Source organism: Streptomyces sp. NPDC016677, from assembly GCF_055562815.1.
Window position 1 is genome coordinate 85,864 of the sequence record NZ_JBVHEO010000019.1, and the last position, 18,528, is coordinate 104,391.

Here is an 18,528-nt window from a genome sequence, read left to right on the forward strand (position 1 = left end):
GACTCCATGAGGGTGGACCTGGGAGGACGCGCGTCTAACTTCCGCACATGAACGAGCGCGCTTTTCAGACCGCCGCTGCCGACGCGGCCGGTCGCCTGGCCGACCACTGGCGGGCCCTGGCCTCCTGCGAACTCCCCGTGGTGCCGCCCGGCCCACCGGGCACCACGCTCAAGGCGCTCCCGGAGACGGCGCCCGAGCAGGGCGAGGACCTGGCCGGCATCCTCGAGGACACCTGGCGCACGATCGTGCCGCAGCTGGTGCACTGGCAGCACCCGAACTTCCTGGGCTACTTCCCGGCCAACAACTCGCCCGCCTCCGTACTGGCCGAGCTGGTCACGGCGGGGCTGGGCGTACAGGGCATGATGTGGTCGACGTCGCCCGCCGCCACGGAGCTGGAACAGCGGGTGTGCGACTGGCTCGCCCGTGCCCTGGGCCTGCCGTCCCGGTTCACGCACGCGTCCGGGCAGGGCGGCGGCGTGATCCAGGACTCGGCGTCGTCGGCCGCGCTGGTCGCCGTGGCCGCCGCCCTGCACCGCGCCTCGGGGGGCCGGTGGCGCGAGCACGGGACGGAGGGCCGGCTGCGCGTCTACTGCACGGACCAGGCCAACCACAGTGTGCCCAAGGTGGTCCGCGTCGCGGGCGCCGGCGAACCCGTCCTCGTTCCGGCCCTCCCCGGCACGCACAGCATGGACCCGGCCGCCCTGGCCGACCGCCTCGACGCCGACCGGGCCGCTGGTCTGGTGCCCGCCGCCGTCGTCGCGACCGTGGGCACCACCGCCACCTGCGCCATCGACCCGGTGCCCCGGATCGGCGCCGTCTGCCGGGAACGCGGCGTCTGGCTGCACGTCGACGCCGCCTACGCCGGCAGCGCGGCGCTCTGTCCCGAACTGCGGTCCGAGGACGCGGAGTCGGACCTCGCGGACTCCTACGCCGTCAACGCCCACAAGTGGATGCGCACCGGTATTCCGTGCGACGTCCTGTGGGTCGCCGACCGCAAGGACCTGACCGACGCCCTCGGCGCGACCTCCTCCTACCTGCGCAACGACGCCACCGACTCGGGGCAGGTCGTCGACTTCAAGGACTGGCAGGTCCCGCTCGGCCGCCCGATGCGGGCCCTGAAGCTCTGGTACGTGCTGCGCGCCCACGGGCTGGAGGGACTGCGGGAGGTGATCCGGCGCGACGTCCGGCTCGCCGCCCTGCTCGCCTCCCTGGTCGAGCGGGAGCCCGGCTTCCGTCTCGTGGCCCATCGGCTGGGGCTCGTCGTGCTGCGCGCGGAGAGCGACGAGGTGACCCGGGACATCACCCGGCGCCTCACCGGGAAACCGGAGGTCCTGTGCACACCCGCCACCGTGGACGGCCGGCCGGTCCTGCGCGCCGCCCTGGGTTCCCCCTACGCCGACGAGACGACCGTCCGCCGGGCCTGGGACACCGTCCGGGCCTGCGCCGCGTCCGTCTCCTGACGGTCCGGACGGCTCCGTCACAACGCGGTCGGCCGGACACCGACGAAGTCGACCAGCGTGTGGCTGACGCTGTCCTCCTTCACGATGCTCTGCCCGCCGGCCTGCAGGGCCTTGCACCCGTCGCCGACCTGGGCCCCGGGCGAGAGCAGCACGATGTTGCAGAGCATCACCGGTCTCTGCTCGGTCTGGTTGGAGTCGGCCGCGGCCTCCGTCCCGTTCGCCAGCACGGCGGCCAGCGCCGTCAGCGACAGGCCGGCCGTGCGCATCACTCCCCTGGGGCGTCCTGCCGCCATCTCAGGCTCCCAGGGCGGCCGGGACGGCGACGTCGAGCCGGTTGACCAGGTCGACGTCCTCGGTGTGGGTCTTCAGCACGCCCTGCTTCACCCGCTGCCGTGCCTCGCACGAGCTGGGAGCGGTGGTGGCGGCCGCCGGTCCGGTGTCACACAGCATCGACGGGCTGTGGGTGTTGATGTTGGTGTCCGCCGCGGCCCCTCCCGCGGCGGACAGCACCAGCACCCCCGCGGCCAGGACCGTGGCTCCGACGAACTGACGGGTACGCATCGATGAACTCCTGAACTGAACGGGAACGCCCGCCCCGGCTTCTTCGGCCGGGGCGGAGGACGTACTGAGCCTCAAGGCACCAGGCCGTCGACCGGCGTGATCACGTCGGCGAAGTCGACGAGGTCGGCGCTCTTGCTGTGGTGCTTGACCATCTGCTGGTCGACCTGCTGGTCCGTGACGCACGACTGCCCCTCGGTGCTCACCGAGAGCGGCCCCGCACCGCAGGTCATCGGCGGGTCGGCCAGGTTGTCGTTGCTGTCCGCGTGAGCCGTCCCGCCGGCTCCCGACGCCATCAGGCCGCAGCAGAGCGTCAGCACAACGCGCCTGCACCCGTTCGTCATGTGCGCCATCTTCATCGCTTTCACCGGTACGTCACAGCTGGTACGCGGTGACAACGGGGTAGGCCGGTCGGAGGACACTGCCCTGTGAAAAGCGGTTTTCCCGGCAATCCGTTCGGGTGACCCGGACCCGTCGGCGACTGGGGAGCCCGCAACAGCACGTACCCGTCCCGCCCGCCTCACCCGGGGTCGCGGAGTCTGTAGCGGATGCGGCACGGCGCGGCCAGGCCCCGGGGGGACAGGCCGCGCACGGGTGTCGGGGTGTCGAGCAGTTCCATGTGGTAGCGGCGCAGCAGGAGAGTGAGGAAGACCTTGGTCTCCAGGCGGGCATAGCCCTGGCCCAGGCAGCGGTGGATGCCTGAGCCGAATCCCAGCAGGTTCCGGGCGGCTCTGGGGTCTCGTTCGAAGCGCTCGGGGCGGAACGCTTGCGGGTCGGGCCATTCCTCGGGCAGTCGGTGAGTGAGGTACGGCGAGGTGAGGACCATGGTCCCGCGGGCGATGCGGCACGGGCCGATGCGCAGGTGACGCATCGCCTTACGGGCGATCAGGATGGCCAGCGGGTGCAGCCGCTCGGATTCGTACATCAGGTGGTCGAGGCGGGTGAGGGCGTGCATCGCCTCCATGGTGAGCGGCTGCCCGGCCGGCACGTGCTCGCGTTGTTCAGCCAGGAGGGCGGCCTGGTACTGGGGGTGGGTCAGCAGATCGGCGAGGCTCCACGCCAGCTGCCCGGCGGTGGTCTCCCGGGCGGCCCACACCAGACCGAGGGCCTGGTGAACGGTGGAGCTGTCCGGTACGGCCGTACCGTCGGCGTAGCGGCTGCGGCACAGGGACTGGAGGAAGTCCGGTTCCGCCGTCGGACGGGCGCGCCGCTGGGCGAGACAGTCCCGGACGATGACGTGCAGGCGCCGGCGGGCCTTGCGGCTGCGCCGTGACCGCAGGGGGCGCAGCCAAGGGGGCAGCAGGAAGCTGACGTTGGCGGAGAAGTCCTCGAAGTCGTCCAGCGCGCCGACGAGGCGGTGGCCGAGGTCCTCCCCGAAGAAGGTGTCGGCGATGATGCGCAGGTTCAGTTCGGCGCACAGGCGGACTAGTTCCACTTCGCCTCTGTCACCCAGTTGCCGGATCAGGTCCTGGGTGTGTCCTTCCATCATGGGCAGGTAGCCGTGGAGGGCGCCGGCCCGGAAGACGGGTACGTACAACTCGCGCTGGCGCCGGTACTCCGGGGTGGGGGCCATGAAGTAGAAGTCGGACCCGAACATGGTCCGCAGGAACGGGTAGGAGGCGGCGATGGACAGTGTCTCCTCCGGCAGGGTCATGATGTCGCCGCGGTGTTCGGGGTCCAGCAGGACGATCCCGGGTACACCGGCGAGGTTCAGCCGGAACGACCTTCCGTGTTCGACGTACCCGCGCTCCAGAAGGGCGGTGGCGTCCCGCATGAACGCGGGCATGTGCCCCAGCACGGGAAGGGATCCTGAGACCAGTGGGGCGACGGCGCGGCCCTCTGCGGAGCGCTCGTCGGGCGGGGTTGCTGCGCGCTGCTCGGTCGGGTCCACGACAGTACTCCACGTCGACGGCGGAGGGAGGGAGGGAGGGAGAGGGTGCTGCTTCACGTACCCGTCGGCACGGTGATGGTCCGCACGTGCGCCTGGGCGCCGGCTCCGTGTCCTACGGCCGTCAGGTAGCGGCCCAGCGCGCTGAGCGGGAACACCAGCCGGTACAGGTGGTAGTTGAGCGGCAGGTCTCCGGGAAAGCCGGTCCCCGTGTACTCGGGTTCGTCCCAGCAGCCGTCCTCGCGCTGGGTGCGGGCCAGCCAGCGCACGCCCGCGGCCACCTCCGCGCGGTCGTGCTGTCCGGCGGCGAGCAGGCCCAGCAGCGCCCAGGCGGTCTGGGAGGCCGTGGAGGGACCGCGCCCGCGCCAGGCGGGGTCGGTGTAGGACTCCCACTTCTCCCCCCACCCGCCGTCGGGGTTCTGGTGGTCCACGAGCCACCGCACACCCCGGCGGACCGCCGGGTGACGGGGCGGCACACCGGCGGCGACGAGGGCGGGCAGGACAGCACCGGTGCCGTACACATGGTTGACTCCCCAGCGCCCGTACCAGGAGCCGTCGCGCTCCTGGTGGCGCAGCAGCCAGTCGACGCCCCGGCGGGTGGCCGCCTCCCCGGCCCGTCCGACGTCGGCGAGCATCTCCACCACGTGCGCGGTCACATCCGCCGACGGCGGGTCGGTGACCTCGCCGAAGTCGCAGAACGGCAGCCGTGCGGGCCAGCGGCTGGTGTTGTCGGCGTCGTAGGCGCCCCAGCCGCCGCACTTCGACTGCATACCGAGGTTCCATGACACCGCCCGGCCGACTGCCGCCGCCACCCGGTCCGGCCGGGGGTGCCGGACGCGGCGCAGGGCGAGGACCACTTCGGCGGTGTCGTCGGTGTCGGGGTAGTTGCGGTTGTGGAAGCCGAACGCCCATCCGCCGGGGGCCAGACGCGGGCGGCGTACCGACCAGTCGCCCCGCGCCGTGACCTCCTTGGCCAGCAGCCAGTCGGCGGCTTTGACCAGGGCCGGGTTGTCGGGTGCCAGGCCGGCGTCGGCCAGGGCGGTGACGGCCAGGCAGGTGTCCCACACCGGCGACTGGCAGGACTCCACCCACCGTTTCCCGTCGGGGGTGCGCACGGTGAACGCCTCCGACGCTTCCAGGGCCGACCGCAGAACGGGGTGGTTCAGGCTGAAGCCGCACAGCCGCAGCGCGATGATCGAGTAGACCAGCGGCGGCTGGATGCCGTTGAAGCAGCCGTCGGCCTCCTGACGCCGGACGATCCAGGTGATGGCGGCGCGGATCGCCGCGCGGCGCAGTGCGGGCGGGGCCACGGCGTGCCAGCGGTGCAGTGCGCCGTCCAGGCGCTGGAAGGCACCTTCCCAGGTGGTCAGGGGTGCCCGGGGGCGGGAAGGGTTGGGGTGCGCGGGGTCGGTGTGCAGTTCGTCGATGGCGAACGGGGCCTGGGCGGTGGGCCGGTGGGCGCAGACGATCGTCAGCGGGACGATGGCCTGGCGGGCCCAGCAGCTGAAGGAGTACAGGCTCAGCGGTGCCCAGGCGGGCAGGAAGATCACTTCCGGGGGGAGGTCGGGCAGGTCTTCCCAGCGCCACCATCCGAACAGTGCCAGCCAGATGCGGGTGAACACCCGGGAGCGGGCCACGCCTCCGTGCTCGCGCACCCAGGCGGAGGCGGCGGCCATGTGCGGTGCCCCCGGGTCGTCGCCGGCCAGCCGCAGGGCGATGTAGCCCTCGATCGTGGTGGACAGATCGGCAGGCCCGTCGGGGTGGGTGGCCCAGGTGCCGTCCGGTCGCTGCTTGGCACGGATCCACGCGGCGGTCGCCCGGGTCTGCTCCGGGGTGCGGATGCCGAGGAACTCACGGAGCAGCAGGTCCTCGGCGTCCATCGTGACGTTGGTCTCGAAGTCGCCCTTCCACCATCCTTCGGGGCTCTGCGAGGACAGCAGGCGGTCGGCGGCGAGTGTCACCGCGCGCGCCGCCGACCGGGCGGTGTCCCGCTCGCCCGGCTCCGCGCCGACGAGGCCGGCGGCCGAGGGCTCGCCCGGAGCCGGCCTCGTCCCCGTGGGGGAGAGAGCCGATTCAGCTTGGTGATGCTGCGGTGACATGGCACTTCCTCGAAGCTCGTCATGGACGGGCGGCGCGCCGTCCGCCGGCGGAGAACTCGCAGGGGCGTGGGTCTTCGCGGAGGCAGACCACACACCTGTGATTGAACGCTCATGGTGACGGTCCCGCCACGCAGGGGCACCTGTGAGGGGAGGGCCCGCCGCACCGCGAAGAGGCACGGCCCGCGGAACCGGTGGCCGAACGGATGACATGGAACCGCGGCCTCAGGGGGCGTACCTCGCCTGGATGCCCAGCCACCACCGGCGAGCAGCCGTCCGCACGACCATCGCGCACTGGAGGAGACATGGGTCAGGGCAACTGCCACCGCCAGCGGGCGGTACCGCTCGATCGGCTGTTCCACCGTCTGTCATCCGGTCCCGATACACGGCCCCGTATCGGCACCGTGCTCCACTTCGAAGGCGAGCCGCCCGCCGCCGGGGACCTGGCCGCGCACCTCACCGCGCGGCTGCCGCTGCTGCCCGCTCTGGCCTGTCACCTGCCGCCGGGCGGCGCGGTGTGGAGGACCGCCCGCGTCGACGTGTCGGAGCACCTGACCGAGATCGAGCTGCCCCCGGGAACCGCCGCTCTGGATGGGGCCCTGCAACGCCTGGTCCGGGCCCCGCTGCCGGCGTCCGCCCCGCCGTGGCGACTGTGGCTGCTCCACGGTCACGCCGCCGGGCGGTACACCGTCCTGTACCGGGTGCATCACGCTCTGCAGGACGGGAGCGGCATGCTGCACACGCTGGACACCCTGTTCGCCGAGGACCCGGAGGTCAGGTCCCGCACCTGCTTCGCGGGCTTCGAGGAACCCGTGCGCGCCACGCTGGGCGACCGCGGTCGTATGGCGGTCGCTACGGCCGCGATGATGCGCAAGGAGCGGTTCTGGGGCCGTGACCAGGACCGTTTCTCGGGCGAGCGGGTCTTCCGCTGGGCCGAGGTGCCGTCCGCCTGGCTGACGGAGACGGCCCGATCGAACGGCGTCACACGCAACGACGTCTATCTGGCCGCCCTGGCCCACGCCGTGGCGCGGTGGGCCGCCGATCAGGGCACCGAGACGGCCTCCGGCATCCGCATGGACGTCCCCGTCAGCATCCGGCGTCCCGGCGAAGTGGGCATGCCCGGCAACCGCACCACGGTCCTGCCCCTCAGGATCGCCACCGCCGGCCTGAGCCCCGTCCAGTGCCTGCGGCACACCGCCCGGGTCACCGCGCCGCTGAAGTCACCGGTTCTTCGCGAGGCACTGCGCCGCAACGACGCGATGCTGCCCGCCTGGCTGGTCACGGCGCTGCACCGGGTCGCCCAGGACCCGACCCGGTCCGGCGTGAGCGCCAGCCACGTGGCCCTGCGTGGCGGTCTGGCCTTCCACGGCGCGCCCGTCACCCGGGTCCTGCCGGTGGCGTGCGCGCTGGACGGCACCCCGCTGTCCGTCGCCCTGATGGTCTGCCGTGACTCCGCGGGGGCGTGCTTCGTGACGGACGCGGCGGTACCCGGGCTCGATCGGCTCCACCTTCGTTGGCGCGCCTCCCTGCGGAGTCTGGCCTGCGGGTGAGAGGCGACGCCGCACCGCTGGGGCGCGGTGTCAGGGACCGGTGCGGGGACGCGTCCGCGGCTGGTGAGATCCGCCCCGACAGCCGAGCGCCGGGCGGTGACGGATCACCACGTCACCGGCAGGGAGCGCAAGCCGTACACGGCGTGCCGAGTGCCGAAGTCCGGCTTCGCTGTGGCGCGCAAGCGGGGGAAGCGCTCCAGCAGAGCGGGGATCACCACGCGCAGCTCCATCCTGGCCAGCGGGGCGCCCAGGCAGTAGTGGACGCCGTGCCCGAAGGCCAGGTGGCCGGGGGCGCCGCGGGTGATGTCGAGCCGGTCCGGGTCCGCCACCAGCTGCGGATCCCGGTTGGCGGCGGGCAGCGAGCAGATCACCAGCCGGCCCGGGCCGATGCGACGGCCGCCGATCTCCACCTCCGCCGTGGTGACCTTGGCACTGCCGGAGTTCACGATGCTCAGCCAGCGGAGCAGCTCCTCGACGGCGGTGTCGATCAGGTGGGGCCGCGCGCGCAGCAGCTCCAGCTGGTCGGGGTGGTGCAGCAGGGCGCAGGCGGCCATCCCCAGCATGTGGGCGGTGGTTTCGTGGCCGGCCAGGACCACCAGGTCGATCATGCCCACCAGTTCCTCGGTGGTCGCCTCCTGACCGTGCTGCCGTACCAGCGTGCTCAGCAGGCCCGTCCCCGGGTCGGTCCGCGTCCGGGCCACCAGAGCCGCCAGGTACTGCCGCCACCGTGCCTGCGTCTGGACCCACTGGTCGCCGGCGGCCGGCTCCCCCAGCATCAGGTCGGCGCGCTGTGCCAGCTCCTCGCGGTCCGCGTGGGGCACGCCCAGCAGCTCGTGGAGCACCAGCGACGGCAGCGGCAGGGCCAGCTCCGCCATCAGGTCGGCGGGCGGCCCCGACCGCTCCAGCGCGTCCAGCCGCTCCCCCACGATCTGCCGGACGGCCGGCAGCATCGCCCGCATCCGGCCCGCCGAGAAGGCCGGGGCGAGCATCCGCCGCAAGCGCGTGTGTTCAGGAGGGTCGCAGGCCAGCAGGTTGCCCGCGCGCGCCGCGGCCGCCTCCTCGTTCCGGGGCGATGCCCCGGCCGGGCGCAGCAGGCCGTCGTGGGCGTTGCTGAACCGCGCCGGGTCGTCGAGCACCTGTCGCACGTCGCGCAGCCGCGTCACCAGCCATGCCTCGAACCCCATCGGCATCGCGACCGTGCGGACCCCTTCCTCGTCCCTCGCCCTCAGCAGGCCGGGTCCGGGGCCGAACTCCGATCGCTCCAGGAACAGCGGTAGGTTCTCACTCGCCTCGGACACGCATCCTCCAGGACAAGCCTCGCGGCGCAGACGGGTCGCCTTGTCGCTCATGCACAGCGTTCGGCGCTCTCACCCGCGAACCGGCGTCAGCGCGGCCCGCGCTCATGCCACGTCAACGACAGTCCTGACGAGCGGTCACTGTGGTGGACGCCCGTCGGCGGAACGGTGGGCGGGCGGGTGCGCGGCCGGTGCGTCGGGCCCGTAGGGCGGTGGCGGGAGGTGCGCGGCACCGCCGTACGGTGCTCCGGCCGTCGGCGCCGGGTACGACCCGGCGCCATACCCGACGGGCGCCGGGTACTGCGGCACGCCGTAGGCCGGCACCGGGTGCGCGGGGGCCACGGGCAGGGGGGTCGCGAGGCGCTGCGGCGGGTTGCGGCGTGCGAGCCACACCACCGCGGCGGCGTACAGCAGGATCGTCGCGGTGTCGACGGCGGCCATCTGCCAGGGCAGGTCGGCGGCGGTCTCTTCGGAGGTCAGGCCGTCGACGACGGCGGCGGCGAGGCCGAAGCCCATCAGGTTGTTGAGGACGTGCAGGGCGACAGCGGCCTCCAGGCCCCCGGTGCGCACGGTCAGCCAGCCCGCGACCAGGCCGAACACCAGCAGGTCGGCGAAGCCCCACGGGGTGCCCCAGCCGTGTGCGGCGGCGAACAGCGCCGCCTGCGGCAGCACCGCGCACCACGGCGAGCGCAGGAAGCCGCCGACCGCCTGCATCAGCCAGCCCCGGAACACGTACTCCTCGGCCGCCGCCTGCAACGGCACGAACACCGCCAGCACCGCCAGCGAAACCAGGAACGTCGGCAGCCCCACCCACTCGTTCGCCGCGGAGGACTCCTCTTCACCGGCGGGGAGGAGGAACGAGGCCGCGAGCAGCACCGTGGTGGCGGGGAGCGCGAGCGCCAGGCAGCGCGCCAGCCAGCCCCAGCGCAGCCGTCCGGCCACCGACGAGAGGCTGCCGGCCGGTCTGCGGTCCGTCCAGCGCGCGGCCAGCAGGGCCAGGGGCAGCATGAGGGCGATGAACGAGAGGTCCAGCGCGGTGTTGGGCAGCGGGCCGAAGTCCATCGAGCCGTCCGGCCGTTCGGGCCGGCCGGACGTCTCGCCGACGCCGTAGGCCACGGTGTCGACGGCAACGATCAGCAGCAGCCAGCCGCCGGCCATCAGCAGCAGTCCCAGCAGCGGTCGCCACCATCGGTGACGTCCGGTGAGGCGGGCCAGCCGGTGGTACGGAAGGGAGGGCGGGGAAGCGGGTTCTGTCATGTACAGCAGCTTGCCGTCACCGTCCGCAGGGCACGTCCGCCACTGGCAGGAAAGACGTCTCCATCTCTGGTTGGAGCCGTCCCGGGCCGGGGCGGCCTCCGGTCCGGGCCGAGGTGTCCGCGGTCACGGGTGCCACTGGTCGCCGGGCGCGTCCGGCCGCCCGACGGCCGTCACGCCACGGTGGCCGGGGCGTCGGTCGTACCGCGCGGACGGATCAGGCCCGTTTCGTAGGCGAGGATCGTCGCCTGCACCCGGTCGCGCAACCGGAGTTCGGTGAGCAGGGCGTTGACGTGGGACTTGACCGTTCCGGTGGTCACACCGAGCCGGTCGCCGATCTCCGCGTCGGTCAGTCCGGAGGCGATCAGCGGCAGCACCTCGCGCTCCCGGGGCGTCAGGCCGGCCAGCCGCCCCGAGATCTCGGGCGGCACGGGCGCCCCGCGCGCGAACTGCCCGATGAGACGGCGGGTGACGGCCGGGGCGAGGATGCCCTCGCCGGCGGCGACCACCCGGATCGCGGCGAGAACGTCCTCGGGCAGGGCGTCCTTCGGCATGAACCCCGACGAACCGGCGCGCAGTGCTTCGTAGACGTACACGTCGAGGTCGAAGGTGGTGAGGACGAGGACCTTCGGGCGGGTCTCCAGCGCGGTGATCAGGCGGGTCGCGGTGAGGCCGTCCCTGCCGGGCATCCGGATGTCCATCAGGACCACGTCGGGGGCGGTCCGTCGGGCGAGTGACACCGCCGCCGCTCCGTCACCGGCCTCGCCGACCACGGTCAGGTCGGGTTCGGCGTCGACGACGGCGGCGAACCCGGCGCGCACCACTGCCTGGTCGTCGACGACCATCACGCGTACGGCGATGACGCAACCTCCTGGGCGACGGCCCGGTCCGGTACGTCTCCGGCGGGCAGGGACACGCGCGGCGTACCCGCCCGGTCGACGGTCATCCTCCCCTCCCCCGCCGCCACCTGGACGCGCAGCCGCTCGGCCACCGGTCCCGCGGCGGCCAGCGGCACCCCGGTGACCGTGACGTGCGCCTGCCCCCGGCGCCGGCGCGGTGTCACCCGTGCCGGACCCCGGTCGCCCGCGCCGAGCGCCGCCTCCACCACCCGGTACACCGTCAGGGACACCGGCACCGGCAGGCCCTCGGCGGCCCGGGGCAGTCCGTGCTGCGTCACCTTCCGCCCGGCGGTGCGCCACGTGCGGCACAGGTCCACGAGGTCGGCGGCGACCGGCTGCGGGGCGTGCCGCGCCTCCCCCTCGGTGCCGCCGCGCAGGCCGCGCAGCAGTTCCCGCATCGCGGCGAGCGCCGCCCTGGTCTCGGTGGCGACCTCGTCGAGCTCTCCTTCGTCCGCCCGCGCCACCATCCGCGTGGTGTGCTCCAGTACGGTCGCGTGCAACTCGGCGGCGATCCCGCGGCGTTCGGCGACGGCTTCGAGGGCGGCCTGCCGGACAGCGTCGGCGAGCGCGCCGCTCTCGCGCGTCACCATCCGCAGCCGGCGCCCGCGCACGCCCAGCCCGGTCCCCCACAGGGCGAGCAGCAGGGGGCCCGCGGCGCACAGCAGCAGGGACGCCGTCCAGCCGATCGCCTCCGGCTCCGCACGCGACCGCATCAGCGCCCCGTCGGACGCGGCCGTCACCGTCATCGCGGCCGCCAGGTTCGCGGTGGCGGCCAGGACCGCGCCGAGGGCGCGCACGGCCCGGCGGCCGTGGGCGGCGACCGTGTACACCGCCACCCCCTCGGCCACCACGGCGCCCGGCAGCAGACCCGCCCAGCCCGCCGGGACCAGGCCGGCGGCGCGGGCGGCGGGCACCAGCCAGACGGTCGCGGCCACCCCGCACAGCGCGGACCAGGGCGCGTGGCGCCGCCACAGCAGGGGCAGCGCGTGCACCACCAGCACCGCGGCCAGCACGAGCAGGCCGGCCGGGTCGCCGGGCGGCGCCCCGTCCGCGATGGCGGAGAGCAGCACGAACAGCGGGACCACCACGGCGGTGAACATCAGGCAGGCGTCCGTCAGGCGTTGTTCGCGCCGCAGCGCGCGCCACCGGCCGGACCGGTCGGACCGGTCGGACCGGTCGGACCGGTCGGACCGGTCGGGCCGCACCGGTCCGGTGCCGTCCGGCAGGATGGCGGTCACCCGCCAGCCGCCGTCCGCCACCGGCGCCGCCGTGAGGTCGCCGCCGACGGCCGCCGCCCGCTCCCGCATGCCGGTGACGCCGTTGCCCGAGCCGAGCCCGGTGGTGGCCCGCAGGCGGTCCCGCGCGGCGCGCGGCGGGCCGTTGTCCACCGTCAGGGCGAGGGTGTCGCCGGTACGCCGGAGCCGGACCCGCACGGGTGCGCCGGGGGCGTGCCGCAGCGCGTTGGTGAGGGCTTCGCGGACGATGGCGAGGGCGGCTTCGGCCGCCGGGCCGGCGAGGTCGTCGGGCAGGTCGGCGTCGACGGGCCGGCCGAGACGGCCGAACGCGGCGACCAGTTCCCTCAGCCGTCCGCTCACCGGCCGTGGGCCGGGCGGCTGGGTGTCGCGCATGACGGTGGCCAGGCGGTGCAGGGCGGTGAGCGTCTCCCGGCCGGTGCGCGCGGCGAACGCCAGCGCCTCGGCGACGAGTCCGGGCCGCTCGGCGCCGAGCCGGCGGGCCGCGTCGGCCGTGACCACCACCGAGGTGAGGTGGTGGGCGCTGACGTCGTGCAGTTCCCTGGCGAGCCGGTGGCGTTCGGTGTCGGCGGCCTGCCGCCGTTCCTCCTCGGCCCGGGCCAGCCGCCCGGCCGCCGCCCACCGGCCGCCCAGCCACTGCCGCCGCGCCTCGCCCAGACCGGCGCACGCCACGAACAGGGAGGCGGTGACCGCCAGATCGGTCAGCAACGCCGGCACGGAACCGCCGCGCAGGGTGCCCGGCAGCCACCCGCACACGACGGCGGCGACGGTGGCGAGCGCGGTGACCCGGCCGCCGCGGCGCACCGCCACGGAGTACAGCGCGGCGAACGCGCAGAGGTCGCCGAAGTGTTCGGGGGCGGCCGTCGCGCCGAGCACCATGCCGGCCAGCGCCCCGGCCAGCGCCTGCAGCGGGGCGCGGCGGCGCCGTCCCAGGGCGACGAGTTGCGGTACGAGGGCGACCGCCATGCCTACGGGGAGCGGTACGCCGGGCGGCGCGCCGCCCGGCAGCAACAGCATGGCCAGGATCGCCGCGTTGGGAAGCGAGAGGACGGCAGGGAGGAGCCAGGTGCGCGGGGGTTCCATGTCGGGTGCGAGCGTGAGGGACGTGCCCGGCGGGTCCGGCACCGGCGGCTGTTCCCGGTGCGTGGCGTACGGACGGTGTCGGTTCTCCCTGCTGTTCGCCACTCCGGGCCGGTCAGGTCGGGGAGTTCGGCGCGTCGGCCGGACGGGTGCCGGCCCGGTCGCCGCTCCCCTGTCCGCCCCCGGCGCCCGGCGTGCGCAGCCGGTGGTGGACCGGGGCCGGCACGATGGCCACGAGCAGGCCGCACCCCGTCTGGAAGGCCCAGCGGAGCCAGCCGTCAGGGACGCCCTCCGCGCGGTCCGACGGGATGCGGAGGGGGTGGACCACCGCGGCGCCGACCAGCAGCAGCCACCAGGGTCCGGACCAGCGGCCCCGGGCGAACGCGGCGGCGCCGAGGGCGAGCACGACGACCACGGCCATCACGACGGTGAGGTGGGCAGACATCGGGACCACTTCCTGCCCTGTCGGGCTGTTCGGGGAACGGGACGCGGAGGGACCGGGGCGAGCGCGGGCCGGGACCGTGGGCAGCCAGGGCAGCCTCGTCCAGCGCGGACCGGCAGGTCACGGGAGAGCGGAGCCGGCCCGTGCCCCCATTGCGGACATGACCTCAGCATTCCGCCCGACGACGGCCCGTTCGTCGGCCTGCGGGAGGAAGCCGGTATCTGTCCCGGGGTGGAGAAGGGCACCCACGTCCGGGCCGGACGCCGGTGCCGTCAGGGCGGTCACTCGGTGGTGGCCAGTGCGCTGTCAGTCACATCGCGGTGCACTCACCAGAAACCGGGCCAGGACCGACCGGCATAGCGTGACGGACGAAGCAGCCGCAGCACGGACGTTCGTGCACCTCATCCGGCGTTCCGTCCGGCGAGAGCGCGCGGCCCCGACGCAGATCCCACTCTGCACGCCACGCAGGAGGTTGTCGAAAGGTGTCCACGATGCCGGTAGGCGGGCTGATTCCCCGCGCCACCGACGATGCGGCGGACCTCGTCGTCCGTAACGCCAAGATCCACACCGGTGATCCCCGCCTCCCGCAGGCCGAGGCGATCGCCATACGCGACGGCGTCATCACCGTCGTCGGCGGTGACAAGGACGTGGCCGGCCGGATCGGCCCCGCCACCCGAGTGGTCGACGCGCTCGGCCGCCGGATGATCCCCGGCCTCAACGACGCCCACCTGCACGTCATCCGCGGCGGCCTCAACTACGTACTCGAACTGCGCTGGGACGGCGTGCGCACCCTCAAGCAGGGCCTGGCCATGCTGCGCGAGCAGGCTGCCCGCACACCCAAGGGGCAGTGGGTGCGGGTGGTCGGCGGCTGGTCGGCCGAGCAGTTCGCCGAACGCCGGCTGCCCACTGTCGCCGAACTGAACGCCGCCGCACCGGACACCCCGGTCTTCGTGCTGCACCTGTACCAGTCCGCGATCCTCAACCGGGCGGCCCTGCGGGCCGTGGGCTACGACCGGAACACCCACGACCCCCGCGGCGGCCAGATCATGCGGGGACGGGGCGGCGAACCCACGGGCATGCTCCTGGCCGCCCCGAGCGCCCTGATCCTCTACTCGACCCTGGCCAAGGCGCCGGTGCTGGACGAGGAGCACCGCAAGACATCCACCCGTCACTTCCTGCGGGAGCTGAACCGGTTCGGCCTCACCTCGGCGATCGACGCGGCGGGCGGGTTCCAGAACTTCCCCGACAACTACGCGACCGTCACGGAACTGGCGAGGGAGGGCGAGCTGTCCCTGCGGATCGCCTACCACCTGTTCCCGCAGACCGCCGGCCAGGAGATCGACGACCTCACCCGCTGGATCGGCATGGTCCGGCCCGAGGACGGAGACGAATGGCTCCGCCTCAACGGCGCCGGCGAGAACCTCACCTGGGCGGCGGCCGACTTCGAGAACTTCGCCCAGCCGCGCCCCGAACACGCCCCGGACTACGAGGTGGAGTTCGAGAAGGCGGTACGCCTGCTCATGGAGAACGGCTGGGGCTTCCGCCTCCACGCCACCTACGACGAGACCATCCGGCGCGACCTGGCCGTGTTCGAGAAACTCGCCGCCGAGGGGCTCTTCCCGGGCGGGAACCGGTGGCTGTTCGACCACGCCGAGACCGTCTCGGCCGACAGCCTCGACCGCGTCGTCGCCCTCGGCGGCGCCATGTCGGTGCAGAACCGGCTGTCGTTCCAGGGCGAGGCGTTCGTCCGCCGGTACGGCATCGGGGCCGCCGCGGACGCACCGCCGATCCGGGCCATGCTGGGCCGGGGCCTGACCGTGGCGGCCGGCACCGACGCCACCCGCGTCTCCTCGTACAACCCGTGGATCGCCCTGCACTGGCTGGTCACCGGCCGTACCGTCGGCGACCTGACGCTCCACCCGCCGCACAACCGGGTCGACCGGGAGACGGCGCTGGAGATGTTCACCACGGCCGGTGCCGCGCTCACCGGCGAACAGGACCGCAAGGGCGTCCTGCGCCCCGGCTGCCTCGGTGACCTCACGGTGCTGACCGAGGACTACTTCACGGTCCCCGACGCCGCCCTGCCGCACATCGAAGCCCTGCTCACCGTCGTCGGCGGACGCGTCGTCTATGCCGCCGGCGAGTACGAGGGCATCGACGAGCCCCTGCCCTCGGTGACCCCCGAATGGAGCCCGGTGGCCCACTTCGGCGGCTACCAGGCGGCGCCCGCACCGGGCCGGTCAGGGGCGCGGCAGGCCGAACTGCTCGGCGAGGCCGTCGCCGAATCGGAACAGCACCGCCAGTGGCGCGCCCGCCGCGGCCTCGTCCCCGAGACCGACGTCCCGCCGTTCGACCCGTGTTTCTCCCTCTGAGCCAGGCATACGCCACCACCTGGTCCCAAGACCTTCTCTCCCCGGTCGCGGACGACCGTCCGCGACCGGCAACCCTTGATGGAAAGGCATTCTCATGGTCAACATCACCGAGGTCACCGCTGCTCCCAGCCCTGACCTGCTGACGCCCGACAACTGCGCGGTGCTGTTCGTGGACCACCAGCCGCAGATGTTCTTCGGCACCGGCAGCGGCGACCGCACCGCGATCATCAACGCGACGGTGGGTCTGGCGAAGTCGGCCAAGGTCTTCGGCGTTCCCACGGTCCTGAGCACCGTGGCCGCCGAGTCCTTCTCCGGCCCGCTCATGCCGCAGCTCGCGGACGTCTTCCCCGGCCAGGAGATCGTCGACCGTACGACGATGAACGCCTGGGAGGACGCCGCCTTCGTCGAGGCCGTCAAGGTGACCGGCCGCAAGAAGCTGGTCATCGCCGGTCTGTGGACCGAGGTCTGCGTCGTCCTGCCCGCCCTGTCGGCGCTCGCCCAGGGCTACGAGGTCTACGTCGTCACGGACGCCTCCGGCGGCGTCAGCCCGCAGGCCCACGAGCACGCCGTCCAGCGGATGGTCCAGGCCGGCGTGGTGCCGGTGACCTGGGTGCAGGTGCTGCTCGAACTCCAGCGTGACTGGGCGCGCACGGAGACGTACCCGCAGGTCATGGAGGTCGTGAAGGAGCACGGCGGCACCTACGGCCTCGGCGTCGTGTACGCGCAGGCGGTCATCGGCGAGCACGCCGCCGGCTGACGCGCTCTCCACGGTTGACGACGGACGTCAGGAACAGGCAGTGAACGTGATGGACAGCGGACTGTTGGTGCTCCGGCTGGTGGTGGGACTCCTCATCGCCGGACACGGGGTGCAGAAGGTCAGCCACCGGCTCGGAGGCGACGGCCTGGCCGGCGGAACCGAGGAGTTCCGCCGGGACGGCTTCCGCGGCGGGCGGCTCACCGCCCTCGCCGCGGGCGGCAGCCAGATCGGTGCCGGCCTGTTCCTGGCGGCCGGACTCCTCACCCCGCTGGCGGCGATGGCCGCCATGGGAGTGATGACGGTGGCCGGCACCGTCAAGTGGCGCAAGGGGTTGTGGGTGCAGAACGACGGCTACGAGTACCCGCTGGTCCTCGTGGCCGCCTCCGCGGCCCTGGCTCTCACCGGCCCCGGCCACTGGTCTCTCGACCGTCTCCTCGGGGCGGCCCCCTGGCCGCTGTGGGTCGGCGTCGCGGCGATCGTCATCGGCCCGGTCAGCGGACTGCTCACCCGCGTGTTGCTGAACGATCCCGCCCTGAGCGCCGGGACGACCGAGGAAAGGACCGGGCATGCGAAGGCTGTTGACTGACGCCGCCCACACATTCGTCCCGCCGAAGGGTGACCGGCACGGTCCCCTGCCGCCCTTGCTGCTGGTGCTGACGGTGGTGACCGGCCTCATCGACGCCGTGAGCTATCTGGCGCTCGGGCGGGTCTTCGTCGCCAACATGACCGGCAACGTGGTCTTCCTGGGCTTCGCCCTGGCGGGGGCGCCCGGCCTGTCCGTGTCCGCGTCCCTCGTCTCGATGGCGTCGTTCCTCGTCGGAGCGCTGGCGGGAGGACGGTTCGGAACCCGGTTCGCCGCACACCGAGGCCGGCTGCTGACCACGACGACCGCCCTCCAGGCCGTACTGGTCGCCGGTTCGGTGGGCGCGCTGGTCCTCTCCCACGGCGAGGTGACCGGCCCGGCGCGCTACACCCTGATCGTGCTGCTCGGCATCGCCATGGGCATGCAGAACGCGGTCGCGCGGCGCCTCGGGGTCCCGGACCTGACGACCACCGTCCTGACCCTCACCCTGACGGGACTGGCCGCGGACTCCTCCCCGGCCGGCGGCCCGACGCCGCGGCCCGGCCGACGCGTTCTCTCCGTCCTCGCCATGTTCCTCGGCGCCCTGGTGGGGGCCCTGCTCCTGGAACACGCCGAACTCCTCCACATCCTGGTCCTCGTCCTGGTCCTGCTCACCGCCACCTCGGTGGCCGCCCACCGCCTGTCGGCCTCCGCCCCCGCCTGGACCAGGCCCGCCGCATGACGCTCACCGACGACTCGGGCGCGGCGTCCGTCAGTGGTACCGACCGTGGTACCGAGTCCCTCCTGGCACGCGCACTTCACGGCCGAGGTGCGTCGTCGGGACACCCCGACGGCCCGAAGACGACGGCGGACCCGCGCGGCGTCCCGTTCCGCACCCGCTTCCACAGGGCGCTGTTCACCCCGGCACCAGCCGGAGAGGACCTGCTGGGTGTCGAACGCAGGGCGTTGAACGCCGGGCGTCGCGTCGATTGCCCGGAGACCTGCCGTAGGCAGCCGGGACGACCGGCTGAAGTGGGCGACACTGGCGAAACCTCACCGAGG

General features: G+C 73.6%; 16 protein-coding genes. 6 read left to right on the forward strand and 10 right to left on the reverse strand.

Going from position 1 to position 18,528, the window contains the following annotated elements:
* Positions 1–47: 47 nt before the first annotated feature.
* Positions 48–1,460: a pyridoxal phosphate-dependent decarboxylase family protein gene (locus ACZ3IG_RS32585; RefSeq protein WP_467436605.1), complete on the forward strand. Its 1,413-nt coding sequence runs from the start codon at positions 48–50 to the stop codon at positions 1,458–1,460.
* Positions 1,461–1,477: 17 nt separating this feature from the next.
* Here the strand turns inward: ACZ3IG_RS32585 and ACZ3IG_RS32590 are convergent, their stop codons facing one another.
* From ACZ3IG_RS32590 to shc, 5 genes are all read right to left on the reverse strand, one after another.
* Complete coding sequence (locus tag ACZ3IG_RS32590) at positions 1,478–1,753, reverse strand: hypothetical protein (RefSeq protein ID WP_467436607.1); 276 nt, start codon at positions 1,751–1,753, stop codon at positions 1,478–1,480.
* A gap of 1 nt (position 1,754) precedes the next feature.
* Positions 1,755–2,021: a hypothetical protein gene (locus ACZ3IG_RS32595; protein WP_467436608.1), complete on the reverse strand. Its 267-nt coding sequence runs from the start codon at positions 2,019–2,021 to the stop codon at positions 1,755–1,757.
* A 71-nt stretch (positions 2,022–2,092) separates the two neighbouring features.
* On the reverse strand, positions 2,093–2,314 hold the full coding sequence (locus ACZ3IG_RS32600) for a hypothetical protein (protein ID WP_467436609.1): 222 nt from the start codon (positions 2,312–2,314) through the stop codon (positions 2,093–2,095).
* Between the two features lie 224 nt (positions 2,315–2,538).
* The gene (locus ACZ3IG_RS32605) at positions 2,539–3,909 is read right to left on the reverse strand and encodes a cytochrome P450 (protein WP_467436611.1); all 1,371 of its coding nucleotides are present in this window, start codon (positions 3,907–3,909) and stop codon (positions 2,539–2,541) included.
* A gap of 53 nt (positions 3,910–3,962) precedes the next feature.
* Positions 3,963–6,005 (reverse strand): squalene--hopene cyclase, encoded by a 2,043-nt coding sequence (gene shc, locus ACZ3IG_RS32610; protein ID WP_467436612.1) that lies wholly within the window; start codon positions 6,003–6,005, stop codon positions 3,963–3,965.
* A gap of 401 nt (positions 6,006–6,406) precedes the next feature.
* On the opposite strand from shc, the gene ACZ3IG_RS32615 reads away from it, so the two are divergent.
* Positions 6,407–7,552 (forward strand): wax ester/triacylglycerol synthase domain-containing protein, encoded by a 1,146-nt coding sequence (locus ACZ3IG_RS32615; RefSeq protein ID WP_467436613.1) that lies wholly within the window; start codon positions 6,407–6,409, stop codon positions 7,550–7,552.
* Positions 7,553–7,656: 104 nt separating this feature from the next.
* On the opposite strand, the gene ACZ3IG_RS32620 is transcribed toward ACZ3IG_RS32615, so the two are convergent.
* From ACZ3IG_RS32620 to ACZ3IG_RS32640, 5 genes are all read right to left on the reverse strand, one after another.
* Entirely contained in the window at positions 7,657–8,850 is a 1,194-nt protein-coding gene (locus ACZ3IG_RS32620) for a cytochrome P450 (protein WP_467436615.1), read from the reverse strand.
* A 135-nt stretch (positions 8,851–8,985) separates the two neighbouring features.
* A complete protein-coding gene (locus tag ACZ3IG_RS32625) occupies positions 8,986–10,104 on the reverse strand; it encodes a lysostaphin resistance A-like protein (RefSeq protein WP_467436616.1) in 1,119 nt (372 codons plus the stop codon).
* Positions 10,105–10,274: 170 nt separating this feature from the next.
* Entirely contained in the window at positions 10,275–10,946 is a 672-nt protein-coding gene (locus ACZ3IG_RS32630) for a response regulator (RefSeq protein WP_467436676.1), read from the reverse strand.
* Entirely contained in the window at positions 10,946–13,336 is a 2,391-nt protein-coding gene (locus ACZ3IG_RS32635; RefSeq protein WP_467436618.1) for a histidine kinase, read from the reverse strand. Before ACZ3IG_RS32635 ends, ACZ3IG_RS32630 begins: the two co-directional genes overlap by 1 nt.
* A 112-nt stretch (positions 13,337–13,448) precedes the next feature.
* Positions 13,449–13,778, reverse strand: coding sequence for a hypothetical protein (locus tag ACZ3IG_RS32640; protein ID WP_467436619.1), 330 nt, complete (start codon positions 13,776–13,778; stop codon positions 13,449–13,451).
* A 488-nt stretch (positions 13,779–14,266) separates the two neighbouring features.
* Between ACZ3IG_RS32640 and ACZ3IG_RS32645 the strand changes: the two genes are divergently transcribed.
* From ACZ3IG_RS32645 to ACZ3IG_RS32660, 4 genes are all read left to right on the forward strand, one after another.
* Positions 14,267–16,147, forward strand: coding sequence for an amidohydrolase (locus ACZ3IG_RS32645; RefSeq protein ID WP_467436620.1), 1,881 nt, complete (start codon positions 14,267–14,269; stop codon positions 16,145–16,147).
* A 94-nt stretch (positions 16,148–16,241) separates the two neighbouring features.
* A complete protein-coding gene (locus ACZ3IG_RS32650) occupies positions 16,242–16,904 on the forward strand; it encodes a hydrolase (protein ID WP_467436621.1) in 663 nt (220 codons plus the stop codon).
* A gap of 49 nt (positions 16,905–16,953) precedes the next feature.
* Positions 16,954–17,490, forward strand: a complete 537-nt coding sequence (locus tag ACZ3IG_RS32655) for a DoxX family protein (RefSeq protein WP_467436677.1) — start codon at positions 16,954–16,956, stop codon at positions 17,488–17,490.
* Positions 17,471–18,208, forward strand: a complete 738-nt coding sequence (locus ACZ3IG_RS32660) for a YoaK family protein (RefSeq protein ID WP_467436622.1) — start codon at positions 17,471–17,473, stop codon at positions 18,206–18,208. Before ACZ3IG_RS32655 ends, ACZ3IG_RS32660 begins: the two co-directional genes overlap by 20 nt.
* Positions 18,209–18,528 lie beyond the last annotated feature (320 nt).